This window comes from Ruegeria sp. HKCCD7181 (assembly GCF_057221055.1).
Genome location: NZ_JBWVBC010000018.1, coordinates 19,706 through 35,272 on the forward strand (window position 1 = coordinate 19,706; position 15,567 = coordinate 35,272).

At 55.6% G+C, this 15,567-nt stretch carries 15 protein-coding genes; 13 read left to right on the forward strand and 2 right to left on the reverse strand.

Going from position 1 to position 15,567, the window contains the following annotated elements; genetic code table 11:
* Nucleotide 1: 1 nt before the first annotated feature.
* Entirely contained in the window at nucleotides 2-1,489 is a 1,488-nt protein-coding gene (locus AC2TCY_RS22070) for an aldehyde dehydrogenase (protein ID WP_480850789.1), read from the reverse strand.
* A 105-nt stretch (nucleotides 1,490-1,594) separates the two neighbouring features.
* Here AC2TCY_RS22070 and AC2TCY_RS22075 point away from each other — a divergent pair, with 105 nt between their 5' ends.
* The 9 genes from AC2TCY_RS22075 to AC2TCY_RS22115 all read left to right on the forward strand — a co-directional run bounded on the left by AC2TCY_RS22075 (nucleotide 1,595) and on the right by AC2TCY_RS22115 (nucleotide 10,648).
* Nucleotides 1,595-2,452, forward strand: coding sequence for a transketolase (locus tag AC2TCY_RS22075; protein WP_480850791.1), 858 nt, complete (start codon nucleotides 1,595-1,597; stop codon nucleotides 2,450-2,452).
* Nucleotide 2,453: 1 nt separating this feature from the next.
* Nucleotides 2,454-3,431 (forward strand): transketolase family protein, encoded by a 978-nt coding sequence (locus AC2TCY_RS22080; protein ID WP_480850793.1) that lies wholly within the window; start codon nucleotides 2,454-2,456, stop codon nucleotides 3,429-3,431.
* An 84-nt stretch (nucleotides 3,432-3,515) separates the two neighbouring features.
* On the forward strand, nucleotides 3,516-4,757 hold the full coding sequence (locus tag AC2TCY_RS22085; protein WP_480850795.1) for a sugar ABC transporter substrate-binding protein: 1,242 nt from the start codon (nucleotides 3,516-3,518) through the stop codon (nucleotides 4,755-4,757).
* A 75-nt stretch (nucleotides 4,758-4,832) separates the two neighbouring features.
* Nucleotides 4,833-6,077 (forward strand): sugar ABC transporter substrate-binding protein, encoded by a 1,245-nt coding sequence (locus AC2TCY_RS22090; protein WP_480850797.1) that lies wholly within the window; start codon nucleotides 4,833-4,835, stop codon nucleotides 6,075-6,077.
* A gap of 64 nt (nucleotides 6,078-6,141) precedes the next feature.
* Nucleotides 6,142-7,635 carry a sugar ABC transporter ATP-binding protein gene (locus AC2TCY_RS22095; RefSeq protein ID WP_480850799.1) on the forward strand — a complete coding sequence of 498 codons (1,494 nt, stop codon included), beginning with the start codon at nucleotides 6,142-6,144 and terminating at the stop codon, nucleotides 7,633-7,635.
* Nucleotides 7,625-8,659, forward strand: coding sequence for an ABC transporter permease (locus AC2TCY_RS22100; RefSeq protein WP_480850801.1), 1,035 nt, complete (start codon nucleotides 7,625-7,627; stop codon nucleotides 8,657-8,659). Before AC2TCY_RS22095 ends, AC2TCY_RS22100 begins: the two co-directional genes overlap by 11 nt.
* A 27-nt stretch (nucleotides 8,660-8,686) precedes the next feature.
* A complete protein-coding gene (locus AC2TCY_RS22105) occupies nucleotides 8,687-9,151 on the forward strand; it encodes a cupin domain-containing protein (protein WP_480850803.1) in 465 nt (154 codons plus the stop codon).
* 67 nt (nucleotides 9,152-9,218) lie between these two features.
* Complete coding sequence (locus AC2TCY_RS22110) at nucleotides 9,219-10,193, forward strand: zinc-binding dehydrogenase (protein ID WP_480850804.1); 975 nt, start codon at nucleotides 9,219-9,221, stop codon at nucleotides 10,191-10,193.
* A 17-nt stretch (nucleotides 10,194-10,210) separates the two neighbouring features.
* A complete protein-coding gene (locus AC2TCY_RS22115) occupies nucleotides 10,211-10,648 on the forward strand; it encodes an acyl-CoA thioesterase (protein ID WP_480850806.1) in 438 nt (145 codons plus the stop codon).
* Here the strand turns inward: AC2TCY_RS22115 and AC2TCY_RS22120 are convergent.
* Nucleotides 10,645-11,448 carry a shikimate dehydrogenase family protein gene (locus AC2TCY_RS22120; RefSeq protein WP_480850808.1) on the reverse strand — a complete coding sequence of 268 codons (804 nt, stop codon included), beginning with the start codon at nucleotides 11,446-11,448 and terminating at the stop codon, nucleotides 10,645-10,647. The two genes, AC2TCY_RS22115 and AC2TCY_RS22120, sit on opposite strands and share 4 nt — an antisense overlap.
* Nucleotides 11,449-11,533: 85 nt before the next feature.
* Here AC2TCY_RS22120 and AC2TCY_RS22125 point away from each other — a divergent pair, with 85 nt between their 5' ends.
* The 4 genes from AC2TCY_RS22125 to AC2TCY_RS22140 are packed head-to-tail and all read left to right on the forward strand — an operon-like array spanning nucleotide 11,534 to nucleotide 15,461.
* Complete coding sequence (locus AC2TCY_RS22125) at nucleotides 11,534-12,655, forward strand: glycerol dehydrogenase (RefSeq protein WP_480850810.1); 1,122 nt, start codon at nucleotides 11,534-11,536, stop codon at nucleotides 12,653-12,655.
* Complete coding sequence (locus tag AC2TCY_RS22130; protein WP_480850812.1) at nucleotides 12,652-14,109, forward strand: NAD-dependent succinate-semialdehyde dehydrogenase; 1,458 nt, start codon at nucleotides 12,652-12,654, stop codon at nucleotides 14,107-14,109. Before AC2TCY_RS22125 ends, AC2TCY_RS22130 begins: the two co-directional genes overlap by 4 nt.
* An 18-nt stretch (nucleotides 14,110-14,127) precedes the next feature.
* Nucleotides 14,128-14,817 (forward strand): SDR family NAD(P)-dependent oxidoreductase, encoded by a 690-nt coding sequence (locus AC2TCY_RS22135; protein WP_480850814.1) that lies wholly within the window; start codon nucleotides 14,128-14,130, stop codon nucleotides 14,815-14,817.
* Nucleotides 14,814-15,461 carry an HAD family hydrolase gene (locus AC2TCY_RS22140; protein ID WP_480850816.1) on the forward strand — a complete coding sequence of 216 codons (648 nt, stop codon included), beginning with the start codon at nucleotides 14,814-14,816 and terminating at the stop codon, nucleotides 15,459-15,461. The genes AC2TCY_RS22135 and AC2TCY_RS22140 overlap by 4 nt, the downstream gene beginning before the upstream one ends.
* Nucleotides 15,462-15,567: the final 106 nt, after the last annotated feature.

Below are 15,567 nucleotides of genomic sequence, written 5' to 3' on the forward strand. Positions count from 1 at the left end.
GTTAGAGTTCAATCCAAGTTGTTTTAAGCTCGGTATATTTGTCCAGCGCGTGAAGCGACTTGTCTCGGCCGTTGCCCGATTGCTTGTAACCACCGAAGGGCACCGTGATATCGCTGTGATCGTGATTGTTGACCCAAACGGTTCCGGCGCGAAGTGATCGCGCAATACCATGCACACGGGAAATGTCGCGACCCCACAGCGTTGCTCCCAACCCAAAGGGTGTGTCATTGGCGACGGTCACCGCTTCCTCATCAGATTTCACAGTAATTGTTGACAGGACCGGCCCGAAGATTTCCTCGCGCGCGATTGTCATGTCGTTGGTCACGTTCGTGAAGATTGTCGGGTTCAAGTAAAAACCGCCAAGGGCGCTGTCCGGTCGGTCGCCGCCCAAAACCAGTTCAGCGCCTTCTTCCTTGCCCTTTTCGACATATCCTTCGACACGTGCGAGATGGTCCTGTTCTACCAGCGCCCCAAGTTTGGTGCTGGGATCAAGAGGATCGCCTGGTTCGATTTGTTTGGCGGTTTCGATGACAGTCTGCATAAAGTCGTCATGGATCTTTTCGGAGACAATCAGGCGCGAAGGCGCGACGCAGACTTCTCCTTGGTTGAAGCAGATTGCTGTTGCAGCACGTTGCGCGGCCTTTTCGAGATCTGCATCATCCAGAACTATGTTCGGACCTTTCCCACCGCATTCCAGCCAGACAGATTTCATATTCGACTGACCGGCATATTCGAGGAACATCTTACCGACGACACCTGAGCCAGTGAACGCTAGGCAGTCCACATCCATATGCAGGCCCAATGCCCGTCCCGCTGTTGGACCAAATCCGGGAACAACGTTGAAAACCCCGTCGGGAATGCCTGCTTCTGCAGCCAGTTCGGCCATCCGGATCGCGGTTAAAGGAGATTGCTCGGCCGGCTTAAGGACGACTGAGTTGCCAGTTGCCAGAGCAGGTGCAAATTTCCACGACGCCATGAGCATTGGGAAATTCCAGGGAACAACAGCCCCTACAACACCGACCGGTTCACGGGTGATCATTGCAAGAGCATTGTCTGCCGTGGGTGCGATTTCATCGTAGATCTTGTCAGGGCATTCCGCGTACCATTGCAAGGTTTCCAGCACAACGTTCACGTCTATATCGCGGCTTTCGGCAATAGGCTTGCCCATATCAATAGTTTCCAAAACCGCCAGCTCATCCATGTTGGCTTCGAAAAGCTCGGCGAATCGCAACATCTTCTTTTTGCGATCACGCGGTGACATTCTTGACCAGGCGCCAGTTTCAAACGCGTTTCGCGCCGCCTTTACCGCAAGATCGACATCCTCGGAGCCGGTTGCTGCGACCTGATTGATAACCGCGCCATCACGTGGCGAGATGTTATCAAAAGTCTTTCCAGACAGTGCATTTACGAACTTTCCATCAATAAAAGCCCGACCATTTGGGCGCAGTGTCTTTTGCATTTCAGAAATGGTTGTTCTGTCTAGGGGCATGTTTGATCCTTTCCTCCCTTGACCAATGTATCATATATCATATAGCTTACTAAAAACGACTTCAAACCAAATCTTTCGAACGTCTCGGAAGTCAGGGAAACAGAAATGCTGGACAACGAACTTGTTTTGACTGCGACGGAATTGGGAAAACTGCGTGACCGCGCGCAATTCATACGGCTGGAGACCATTCGCCTGATCGAGATTGCCAAGGTGGGTCACTACAGTTCGGTGTTCTCGGCGGCTGAGATCTTTGCGGCACTTTATTATGATGTCATGAACCTTCACGCTGCCGACCCCAAGTGGCCAGAGCGTGACCGGTTTCTAATGGGCAAGGGGCACGCCGCCGTCGGGCTTTTCCCGATTCTGGCGGATTTGGGTTACCTCGATACCGAAACACTGGACGGGTATACCAGGCTGGGTAATCCGCTGGGCGATCACCCCGATATGCGAAAAGTTCCTGGGATCGACTTCTCATCCGGTTCGATTGGTCATGCTTTGTCCAACGGTGTCGGGATGGCCCTCGGTGCACGTGCCAAGGGGCTGGATTTCACCACATTCGTCATGCTGGGCGACGGTGAAATGCAGGAAGGTCAGGTTTGGGAGGCGGCTCTTTGCGCTGCCCACCATGAACTCAGCAATGTTATCGCCATCGTCGACCGCAACGGATATCAGCTGGACGGCAAAGTAGATGATACCATGGCTATTGAGCCACTGGACGAAAAGTGGCGCGCGTTTGGTTGGGACGTCCACGAGGTTGACGGCCACGATCTGGAAGCACTCACACCGCTGTTGCGGCGTTTGAAATCCGACAAGACCCGAACAAAACCGGCCTGTGTGATCGCCAAGACGCTGAAGGGCAAGGGCGTGTCTTACATGGAGACCGAGCCGGGATGGCATCTCGGATATCTGGATCCGTCGGATGCGGATGCCGCGCGTGACGAAATACTCAGCAAGGTAATCTGATATGAACAAGCCTCTTTCCCCGAATTCGTGGCAATATCGCGAGTTGAACACCAAGAACCCTGGTCTGGATCACTTTTCGAATGGATTGTTCGCGCTGGTCGATGCAGGGCATGACGTCATAGCTGGATCCGCCGACCTGCAATATTCCAATGGATTGAACCGCTTCTCGGCAAAATACCCGGACCGCTACGTTCAGTTCGGCATTTCGGAACAGAACATGGTGTCTGCCGCTGCCGGCCTGGCCACCACGGGCATGGTGCCATTCGTTGCAACCTTTGCGTCGTTTGTCGGCCTTCTGACCTGCGAGCAGATCCGCATGGACATTGCCTATTGCGCTCTGCCGGTTCGGCTGGTCGGGCATCACACCGGCATTTCGATGGGGTTCTACGGAACGTCTCATCACGCAACGGAGGACATCGGAACCATGCGCTCTATTGCGGATTTGACGGTGGTTTCTCCAGCAGATGGCCCTCAATTCGAAGCCGCAATTCGCGCATCGGGCGACCATGATCGTCCGATCTATTTCCGCACTGGTCGCGGCCGCGAACCCGATCTCTATGACCCCAAACAGGATTTTATATTTGGCAAGGCCATCGAGCATACAAAAGGCGAGGAAGTCACGATCATCGGTTGCGGTTTGCCGGTGCACCCTTCTGTACAGGTCGCCAAACGGCTCAGGTATGAGGGTCGGTCAATTGGTGTACTGGACATGCCGACCATCAAGCCGCTCGACAAGGACGCAATACTTGAAGCCGCTGAACGGTCGGAGGTCATCCTTACGATCGAGGAACACAATGTGCTGGGCGGGCTGGGTGCTGCTGTTGCTGAAGTGCTGGCGGAAGCCGGAAGCCAGGCTCGTCTGGTTCGCCACGGGATTCGGGACGAGTATGCCCTGATCGCACCGCCCACACATCTCTATGCGCATTACCAACTGGACGAAGCTGGCATCGAAGCGGTGGTGCGAGGTGTTATCAGATAACACACGTGTCTAATTTCGCTTGACGCTATAATACATCATATATGATGGTTAAACTGCGGTAAGCCGCGCCTTGGAGGAGGAACCATGAAACACTACCAGAAACTGTTTGCGACAGTGGCAATCGGTGCGACGCTTGCGGTGCCAACGCTGGCATCAGCGGAAGACAAACATGAGATCTATACTCTGCTGCCGCAGACATCGCTTGTAGGTCTGATCGATCCGAACATGGACAGTCGGGCGGGCATTGCAAAAGCATTGCCCGAAGCACCCGGCCAATACGGTGACAAGCTCAGTATCGGCTGGACAGAGATCACCTTGGGCAACCCCTGGTTCGTAGGCCTGATCGACGACGCAAAGAAGGCCGCCGAAAAATACGGATATGAATTAGATGTGCAGGTGGCAGATGGCGATCCGGCCAAGACCTCGTCTCATGTGGATACTTTTATCGCACGAGGCGTGGATGTCATAGTAATCGACCCGACCGATCTGGCGTCGGCGGCCGCAGATGCTGAACGCGCGGTCGAAGCGGGCATTCCGGTGATTGCCATCGGTACCGTCCCGGATGAATCCCCGATTGTCACCACGGTGACCTGGAACCCCTATATCAACGGGTTCCTGGCGGGTCGTTACATGGCGACGCAGTACAGCGCCGACGAGCATGTAAATGCCGCCACCCTGATTGGACGCGTCGGTAACTCCACCTCGGAAAGCCGCGTCAATGGCATGGTGTCGGGCTTTGTCTATGAGCGTGGCCTTCAGATGGGTAAGGACTGGTCCGAAGAAGACGGGATGCTGGCCGGTTTCAACGCCTTCCAGGAAGTCAATACCGGAGGGTCGTTCTCGTCGGACGAGCTCAAGTTTTCGATATTGGCACAGGGTGTTGCACATTGGACCGAAGAGGGCGGCTTGAACGCGGCCGAGGACATTCTCACCGCCCATGGTGAAAACCTGGATCTGTTCATGGCCGGCAACGACTTTATGGGCATTGGTGCGCTGAACGCATTGGATAACCAGGGTCTGAACGGCAAGGTTGATGTGGCCGCATCGGCTGACGGTTTCCGCGTTGCGCTGGATCTTGTCAAATCGGGTGACCTGATGGCGACTGGCCTGTTCTCGGGCACGCATGTCGGCGAAGCGACCATTGAACTGATCCACCAGATCTTCGATGAAGGGTTCGATGCCAGCAACATGCCGATGGGTTCGTTCCTGCCGCCTGAGACGGTGACCCCGGCCAATGTCGACAAATTCATCGATCCCGACAAGAACAATCCGTTCTACGTTTACGAAATCCCGCCTTTCAAGACGATCGACGGTCTGCGGAACTGAATATCGGTTTCACCGAAAAGTCGGGTGAACCCCGGCTTTTCACCGCCAATGTGTTTTCTATAGGGGAGGAAATCTGTGAAACACTGGAATACTGCAATCGCTACTCTTGCAACGACGTCAATGCTGTCGGTCTCAGCACCGGCATCGGCGCAGAACAAGCATGAAATTTATACGCTGCTGCCGCACTCGTCGTTGTCTGGCGTGATCGACCCGAACATGAGCGACCGCTCTGGCATCGACAAAGCGTTGCCAGAGGCGCCCGGTCAGTATGGAGATAAACTCCAAATCGGGTGGACCGAGATCACGTTGGGCAACCCCTGGTTTGTCGGCGTGATTGACGTCGCGAAAGAGAAGGCAGAAGAATACGGTTACGAACTCGACGTCCAAGTTGCAGATGGAGACCCTGCCAAGACTTCGGCGCATTTCGACACGTTTATCGCCCGAGGCGTTGACGTCATCGTGGTCGACCCGACGGATTTGGCTTCGGCAGCAATCGATGCCGAACGTTCGGTCGAGGCGGGAATTCCAGTGATTGCCCTGGGCACCGTTCCGGATGAATCACCCATCGTGACTACGGTGTTGTTCAACCCTTATGGCAATGGATTTACCGCTGGCCAATACGTGGCGCAGCAATATGACAAGGACCAGCAGATCAACGCCGCAACACTGATTGGTCGCGTTGGCAACTCGACCGCCGAGAGCCGTGTGAACGGTCTCATTTCCGGTTTTATCTATGAGCGCAGCCAGCAGCTAGGCCTGGGCTGGTCCAAAGAAGACGCCATGCTGGAAGGCTTCAATCGCTTTCAGGAACTGAACAAGAAGGGCTCATTCCACGCGGATGCTGTCAACTTTTCAGTTTTGGCCCAGGGTGTGGCGCACTGGACCGAAGAGGGCGGGTTGGACGCGACGGAGGACTTTCTGTCGGCGCATGGCGACACGCTTGATGTGATCCTGGCTGGGAACGATTTTATGGGAATTGGCGCCATAGGTGCGCTCGAGAACCAGAACCGTAGCGGTGACATTCAGGTTGCGGCCGCTGCCGATGGCTTCCGTGTTGCGCTCGATCTCGTTCAGTCCGGCGACATGATGGTGACGGCGTTGAACTCGGGAACCCACACGGGAGAAGGTGTGTTAAAGCTGATCCACGAAATCTTCGACGGCGGTAGGGATGCAAACAACCTGCCGATGGGATCGTACTATACGCCGCCGCAGATCGCGACCAAGGACAACGTTGCAGGCTTCATCGACGAAGATGATAGCAACCCGTTTTTCAAATACGAGGTACCTGAATTCCGCACCATCGAAGAAATACGACACTGAGCCACCGTTAATTAGGCAAGGCCAAATTGGCTGGCCTTGCCTACGAACCCAGAGAGGAGGGGACATGGAACGACTTAGCATGAGCGGGATATCCAAACGCTTCGGTGGTATCCACGCGCTTTCTGATGTGTCTTTCTCTGCTCAGGGCGGCGAGGTCCATGCCTTGATGGGCGAAAACGGGGCTGGCAAATCCACTTTGATGAAAGTGTTGTCCGGTGCCTATGATCACGAGGGCGGAGAAATCCGGATCGACGGTGACCGTGCCAATATCCATTCACCCCACGAAGGCATGAAACTCGGGGTGTCGATCATTTACCAGGAATTTTCACTCGCCAGCCATATGACGGTCGCCGAAAACATCCTGATGCACGAGCTTGGCGAGAAGTTTTCCATTAATTACCGCGAATTGAACCGGCGTGCCGCCGAACTGCTGGAGGAGATGGGCTTTTCCGACATCGATCCGCGCAGCACGGTTTCGGATCTTACCGTGGCCTACCAACAGGTGGTCGAAATCTGTAAAGCGCTGTCGCACGAATGCAAGATTATGGTGCTGGACGAACCGACCGCCGTTCTGACCAACCACGAAACGGAAAAACTGTTCCGCCTGGTCCGAAAGCTGCGCGATCAAGGGGTCTGCGTGATTTATATCTCGCACCGGCTGGATGAAATCTTCGACCTGTGTAACCGAGTGACGATCCTTAAAGACGGCAGCACGGTCGGCACCTGGGACACAAATACTCTGGACCATGACAGCCTGACAAATCTGATGATCGGGCGCGAGCTGACGGATTTCTTTCCGGAGCGTGACGCAAAGATCGGTGCCGCGGCGCTGGAGGTGCGTGGTCTCAGCTCCGGCAGCATGGTGTCGGATGTTAGCTTCTCGGTGCGCCGGGGTGAGGTGCTGGGTATCGGTGGCCTTGTCGGAGCAGGCCGAACCGAAGCGTTGCGGGCGATTTTTGGCGCAGACAAACGCGATGGTGGAACCGTCACCCTGCACGGCCAGGAGGTGCACAACCGCACAGCCGGGGAGGGGGTCCGGAACCGCATCGGATTGCTGCCGGAGGACCGCAAACATCAGGGCGTACTGCTTGATCTCCCGATCCGCGACAACGCTCTGATGACTCCGGTCAATCCTTTCATCTCGGTCACCGGTTGGATCAACCAGACAGGCGAGCGCAACATAGTTCAGGAGCTTTGGAAGGAATTGCGCCTTAAGGCAACCAGCCAGGATGCGAACGTCTCGACGCTTTCGGGTGGAAACCAACAGAAGGTAGCTCTGATGAAGTGGTTGGTTGCGCATTGCGACGTGCTGCTTCTCGACGAACCGACCCGCGGCGTCGATGTGGGCGCCAAGGTCGAGATTTACCGCGTGATCAACCAATTGGCCGAGCAGGGAGCGGCCATCGTCGTGGTGTCCTCGGAAATGATCGAACTGATCGGTATGTGTGACCGGGTGATGGTCATGCGCGGCGGACGGATGGCGGGTACGCTCGAAGGCGACGCCATCCGGGAAGAGAACATAATCGAACTGGCAATGGGGCAAGACAATGTCCACTGATACAACCAATACAGCAACTGGCGCTAAGGCGCCTTCGGAACCCCGTCAACTGTCCGTCGTCGGATTGCTGATCAAGTACAACATCTTCATTATGTTGGCGGCACTGATCGTCGCATCGTCCTTGTTGTCCGAGCATTTCCTGACGGTGCAGAACGGATTCAACCTGTTGCGGCAACTGGTGCCACTGTTTCTGGCCTCGATTGGCATGCTGTTGGTCATACTGACCGGCGGGATCGATCTATCCGTTGGCTCTTTGGCGGCCATCGGCGGCATGGCCGTGGCCATGCTGATGCCGGCAATGCCTTTCGAAGGTGCCATTGCCCTGATCTGCTGCGTGCTGCTCGCGATTTCGGCTGGCGCCCTTCTTGGGGCCATGAACGGTGTCATGGTCGCCAAGTTCAACATGGCGCCATTTGTAGTTACTCTGGCGATGATGACGATGGCGCGGGGGTTGGCCTACATGCTGACCAATGGCCAGCCAGTGCGATTTGACCGCGAGTTGTCAACCGCCCAGATCCTCAAGACCTTTGGCTCGAAAGGGGTGCCCTGGCTGGGCATCCCCTGGCCTATAGTGATGATCGCGGTGATCATCGTTGTATTCATCCTGATCCTGCGGCGCACCAGCTATGGACGTATGACAGTGGCCACTGGCAGCAACGAAACAGCTGTGCGTCTCGCTGGCCTGCCCGTCGCCCGCTACAAGTTTCTGGCCTACACGATCTGTGGTGGTCTGAGCGCACTTGCCGGGATCGTTGTGACCTCGCGCACCTCCGTGGGAACACCTGTCACCGGCATGGCGCTGGAGCTTGACGCGATCGCCGCCTGTGTGATCGGTGGCGCGTTGCTATCAGGAGGCAAAGGTAGTGTGACGAACACGGTGATCGGCGTTCTGATCCTCGGACTCATCGGCAACATCATGAACTTGATGTCGGTTCCAGCCTATCCGCAGCAGATCATCAAGGGTGCGATCATCATACTCGCCGTGTTGTTGCAAGGACTCGGAAGCCGAGACGCAAAAATCTAATTTCTACCAGCCAACAGGAGGAAGGCTATGAACACCTGGATCAAAACCGGGCTGATGGCGATCGCGCTCGCGACCGCTGCAATGAGCGCACAAGCGCGCAATGTGCTGATTGAAAACGGGCCGGACGGGCACCCTATTGTCACGGCCATGCCCGCAACAAGCGTTGATGAAATTCCTGACATCGGCGGATTGCCAAACAAACGGTTTCTGTACGGAACCATCGGTGGGATCGAAAGCGCAGTGAATGTTCGCTTTGGTCGAGTTGAACCATACGGCTATATCGCGGAACACGAAGGCAAAAGTAATTACGTACTCTACGTCGTGCGCGGCTCTGGCTCGCTGGTCAATACCGACGGCGAGGGAAACGAGGTATCCCGATTTGAGTTCAGCGCGGGCGATGTCATTACGTTCCGGCCTTACACGATGCATTATTGGGAAAATGGCGGCGAGGTCTGGGAGTTCATTGGCGTCGAACAGAAAGACGCTCAGTGACAAACCTGCCCCATCGCTGTTAATGGCGGTGGGGTTTTCATTTGGATCTAAGCGATCGGAGTAAGCAATGAAAGCTTTCGTTCACGACAAGACTGGAACGCCGGACACACTCCATCTGGCCGAAATAGACACTCCGGAATGCGGCCCTCGCGATGTCGTAGTCGAAAACCGCGCCATAGGGTTGAATCCGGTGGATTGGAAATTCGTGGAATGGGGGCATGATGCCTGGACATGGCCACATGTTCCCGGGGTCGATGGCGCAGGCGTGATCGTAGAGGTTGGAACCGAGGTGAGACACCTGTCAGCCGGAATGCCGGTTGCCTATCACACCGATTTGGTGCGCCAGGGCAGCTTCGCCGAGCGCACCGCAATACCCGCTCGGGCGGCTATTCCATTGCCCGCCAGTCTCCCATTCGAAGTTGCCGCGACACTGCCATGCCCGGCGCTGACCGCGTACCAAGCTTTGGAAAAGCTGCCGCAAATGCCCGGCGCGCGGGTCCTGTTGACAGGCGCAAGCGGAGCGGTCGGAGGCGCATTCCTGCAATTGGCTGATGACCGCGGATGGATCATTCATGCGGCGGCGTCCTCGGCGCAGCATGATAGGGTCAGGCGTCTTGGGGCAGCAGTTTGCCACGATTACCGTTCTCCGGATTGGCAATCACAATTGCGCATTGGCGAAGATAGCCACCCGTTCTGGGCCGTCGTAGACATGGTCAGCGGCAGCCATGCAGCGGAGCTGGCCAATGTTATTGCTGCCAATGGTCATCTTGTCTGTATTCAGGACCGTCAGGAAACCGCGCCGCTTCCGGCCTTCACCACGACGATATCCCTGCACGAAGTTGGCCTCAACGGCCTGCACAATTGCGGCACCGACGCTCAGTGGGCTGATCTTGTCGCCGCCGGGCGCTCTATCGCTGAGCGCTGCATGACGGGTGACTTTGATCCGCAGATTATTGAAATTGCTGAATTCGCCGCACTGCCAGATGCTTTGGCCAGGCTTAAGTGCGGTCCAAACCCGGGAAACAGGGTCGTGCGCCTCTGAGGCGACGGCAGAATGTCGTGAACAGAAAATCGACCTATGATGCGGCTCAGCCGCAGGGAATGATCTACACGATGGAAACCCGTGTGCGATGGGCCGATATCGACCGGCTTGGGCACGCCAACAATATCGCCTACTGGCGATGGTGCGAGGATGCGCGCAACCGGCAAGCTGTCGAGATCGGTCTTGGACAACCGGCACCTGATCGCCCATCTCAGATCATGGTGGCATCGCAGGCGGAATACCTGGCACCGGTTTCGCTTGATGACGTCCTCACAGTAGAACGGCAGGTGGTACGGATCGGCCGAACCAGCCAGGACGTCGAGTATACGATTTTGCAAGAGGAAGAGGTGGTATTTCGGGCCTCTTGTACGATCGTGTTGTTCGACGTTCTAAGCGGCGCTCCCGTCCCCTATCCAGACGATGTCCGAAAGCGCCTTTTGTCTACGGATGATTAGTCCGCACCCAGCGGTCCCAAAAGGAAATCGGCCAACAACTGGGTCTGTCCCGTAATCATGTGTTTGCCCTTATGGATCGTGCATCCCCTTGCACGCACGGCCTCCAGCAAAGCGGTGACATCCGGCTGCATGATAACCTCGCCAACCAGCGCGTCGGTTTGAATACTGTCCGGGTCAATCGGCAGGGGATCGTCCGCCTTCAGACCAACCGAAGTGGCATTGATAACCACATCATGGTCGCCGCCAACTGCCTCGCCGGCTGACACGATGTCGGTTTCAAATTCCGTGTTCAGCTTTGCGGCAAGATCCTCGGCTTTTGATCGAGTCCTGTTGGCGATTGTCAGGTGTTCAACCTTCTCTTCGACCAACGAATGCGCGATACCAGTTGCCGCACCGCCTGCACCCAACAGCAAAACGCGTCGCCCCTGCATCTCATGCCCTTCGTTGAGCAGACCCTGCAGGTAACCGGGTCCATCATACATCCGGCCAATGAACCTTCCGTCATCGGTGCGCCGAGCAACGTTGGACACCTGCAGGAAACGGGCGGCCCCTTCCAACTCGTCACACAGGCTCGCAACATCGGTTTTGTGAGGGATTGTGACGATGACCCCGGCCAGGCTTTCACACAATCTCAGCGCATCCCAGACTTGCGGCAGGTTTTCCCGGCTGACCTGCCAAGGCACAAGAATGGCGTTCCGCCCCTGTTTCTCGATCAATGGATTAAAAAAGGATGGGGTTCTAAGATGCGTCGATGGATAGGCAAGATGCACGATAACCCGGGTCCGGCCGTCTATGTTCATTTTCGTCTCCGTTCTATGGCTTGACTAAAGACATATCATATATCATGTTTGATGAACAGTGTTTGCTTCAACTGGAATCACAACAATGTCCGACACCCTGTTTGACAAAAATCTTCGCGTTTTCGGTTCGCCGTCCCGTTACATTCAAGGGTTGGGTGCCATCGGGCAGGTTGGGCGGCTCGTTTGCGATTTGGGTCACCGGGCTGTCATCGTTTCCGATAAGCTAGTCCTGGATTTGATCGGCGATCAACTGAAGGCATGTCTGATTGATTTTGAAATGACCTTCGAAATTGTGGAATTCAACGGTGCACTTCTTCCGAATACGGGAATTCAGCTGGCAAAGAAGTACGAACCTGCCGCAGGCGACGTCATTGTAGCATGTGGCGGAGGGCGTGCTATCGACACCGGTAAGGCCTTGGCCGAGATCGTGAAAGCTTCGCTGATCACCATTCCAACCGTTGCTTCTAACGACGCACCGACCAGCAAAAACTTTGTGCTCTATGACAAGGCTCATCAGTTGGTCGAAGTGCGTCATCTGCCAAAGAACCCCGATGCTGTAATCGTCGACACCGGGATACTCGCGCGCGCCCCAAAACATATGTTCGCTGCAGGGTTGGGCGACGCATTGGCGAAGTACCCTGAGGCGCATGCCTGCGCGCGAGCCGAGGGCGTCAACATGTTTAATGCCACGCCGCCACGCGTGGCGCTGGCCATCGCGAAATGCTGCGAAGACACGCTGCTTGCGTATGGCGCTTCTGCTTTTGATGTTGCCGGGTCAGGCCAGGTGACCGCAGCATTCGATGCTTCGGTCGAGGCCATGATTCTTATGGCCGGACTTGGTTTTGAAAATGGCGGCCTGTCGATTGCACATGCTCTGACCCGCGGGTTGTCGCTGATTCCCGGCGCAAAAGACGCGCCTCATGGTTTTCAGGTGTCTTATGGCCTGTGCGTTCAACACATGCTGGCTGAATTTGGCATGGAAACGGCCAGGCTGAACCTGATGCGGCATGTAGGGCTTCCGCTCACGTTGTCGGAACTGTGCAGGCGCCCGGTCTCGCAGGATGACTATGCTGCGATCGCTCAAGCCACCTCGAAGGTTAGGCATCTCAGAAACTTCCCGGCAGATGTTTCTGTCAACCAGTTGATCGACGCGATGCAATCAACCGAAACCCTGTTCAGAAAGACACCGGAGAATGAACTCGGATGACCTCAATTCTTAATCTGATCAACAACCCGACGCTGCTGCGCAGGTCGCTGGTCGCTGAAAACCAGGGAAGTCCGGTCGATAATCCAGCGACTGGTGAAATCATTGCCTGGGTTCCGGACGTCTCTGTCGACCATATCAGACAAGCCGTTGCAAAGGCCGAAGCGGCACTGCCGACATGGAAAGAGCTGACGGCGAAGGCCCGCGCCGCGATCCTGCGCCGCTGGTTCGATCTGGTGATTGAAAACCAGGAAGATCTGGCCCGGATCATGAGCGCAGAGCAGGGCAAGCCCCTCACCGAAAGCCGTGGCGAGGTTCTCTATGGCGCATCTTTCATTGAATGGTTCGGAGAAGAGGCTAAGCGGGTTTATGGCGACATGATCCCGGCTACAGCAGCTAACAACCGTATTGCCACGATCAAACAACCTGTCGGGGTGGTGGCCGCCATAACACCCTGGAATTTTCCAAACGCCATGATCACGCGAAAAGCTGCGCCTGCGTTGGCATCCGGGTGCACAATGGTGCTGAAGCCAGCCAGCGCGACGCCGCTTAGCGCTTATGCATTGGAATATTTAGCGCACGAGGCCGGTATTCCGGAAGGCGTATTTAGCGTGGTAACTTCTCGCAACGCATCCACAGTAGGAACCGAACTAGCGACAAACCCCAAAATCGCCAAGCTCACCTTCACCGGGTCCACCGAAATTGGACGGGTGCTTCTGGAGCAGTCTGCGCAGACGGTGAAGAAAGTGTCGATGGAACTTGGCGGCAACGCGCCATTTATCGTTTTTGACGATGCCGATCTCGACGCCGCCGTTCAGGGGGCATTGGCGTCGAAATTCCGAAATACCGGACAAACCTGCGTTTGTGCCAACCGATTGCTGGTACAATCGGGTGTTTACGATCAGTTCGCCGAGAAACTGGCAATCGCGGTTTCAAAGCTCTCGGTCGGTGATGCACAGGAGGGTGAATTCGATCAGGGACCATTGATCAATGCAGCAGCCGTTGAAAAGGTCCGGGAACATATTCAGGACGCAACCGACAAAGGCGCTCGGATTGTTGCCGGGGGCGCGGCAGGTCCGAAAGGTGGAAACTTCCATCAACCAACTGTCATGACCGGCGTAACCACAGACATGCTGGTTGCCAAAGAAGAAACATTCGGACCGGTGGCGCCGCTCTTCCGCTTCGAGACCGAAGACGAGGCCATCAGATTGGCCAATGCAACGGATTTTGGGTTGGCCGCCTATTTCTATTCCCGCGACATCGGACGAGTCTGGCGTGTGGCCGAGAAAATCGAGGCCGGCATGGTGGGTATCAACGAAGGCATCATCTCGACCGAGGTCGCCCCGTTCGGGGGGATCAAACAGTCCGGTCTCGGGCGCGAAGGCTCCAAATACGGCATCGATGACTATCTGGAGCTCAAATACCTGTGTTTTGGCGGGCTTGAAGCAACGGTTTGAAAAGGAAAGGAATACGGCATGGCAACGGCGATTGTGACCGGTGGAGGATCGGGTATCGGTGCGGCGACGGCTGCGGCATTGCACCAGGCCGGGCACGATGTTGTCGCGGTAGGTCTGGACCGAACTGAAGAGTTACCGGATCATATCCGCTTCGAAACACTCGACATTTCAGATGAGCAGGAAACTGCGGCCTTCTTTAGAAACTTTGATGAAATTTCTGCGCTTGTTAACTGCGCAGGCATCTTGCGACACCAACGGGAATGGGAGGCGGACCACTTCTCTACCGTTCTTGATGTCAATCTGACTGGAGTTCTGAATGGTGCCACCGCTGCTAAAATGGCGTTGTCAAAGGCCGGCGGTTCGATCGTCAACATTGCGTCCATGTGGAGCTATTTTGGCTCACCTGGGTCCCCTGGCTATGCCGCGAGCAAGGCGGGAGTTGTGGCATTGACCCGCTCGATGGCGACCGCATGGGCCAAGGATGGCATACGCGTCAATGCAGTCGCGCCGGGTTGGATTAAAACAAAACTAGCGGCTAAAGCATTCAACGATGCGGAGCGATCGAAGAAAATAAATGATCGCATCCCGATGGGCGAATGGGGGGAGCCGGACGACATCGCTGCGGTCATTTGTTTTCTGGTGTCGAATGAGGCGCGATATATAACAGGTGTATTGCTGCCCGTGGATGGGGGGTATTCGATCGGATGATCGTCTTATTCGATCTTGACGGGACACTGCTGGATACCCGATCAGCAATTGTTCGGGCTTTCCGTGATGCAATCCGGAAAGTCGAAGGCCATGCGATCAACCCCGATGACGAGCATATTCACGAATTGCTCCGAAGACGTCCAAATGAATACTTCTCTCAACACTATCCCAATAGCGCATCCGCGCTGACATTAGCGTATAAGCGCGGCTACAGTTCCGATGGGGTTCAACTATTTCCCGGCGTTGAAGCTATGCTCGAGGATTTGGCGAAGTCGTGCATACTTGGAATCGTATCGAACAAGGCTCATGCCCGGATCAAAAACGATCTCGATCACTGCGGCATAGAAAAGACCGTATTTGACTTAGTCGTGGGCGCCGAAGACACGCCGGAACGAAAACCTCATCCAGCTCCAATTCTCAAGGCTTTGCCCATCAGCGGGCGCTGCGACCGGAAAGTAATTTATGTGGGTGACGGCCCACATGATGTTCTTGCGGCAAAAGCTGCGGGGGTCGAAAGTGCCGCTGTAACTTGGGGTAACTATCCCGTTGCCCAGCTACAAGCGGTTAGTCCGGGTTATGTTTTCTCGCAGGTTTCTGATTTGCATTGCGCACTTCTCAATCTTCAGAACGAACCGCTTGCTTGAGCCCAATTTAAGTTTTTCGCGAGATAGAAGCTTGGAAGTAGCGTCCATCTACACGTCCAGCCCGGCAGTCAGATTGTTTCAAAAGACGGAATGATTGTGATGGGGA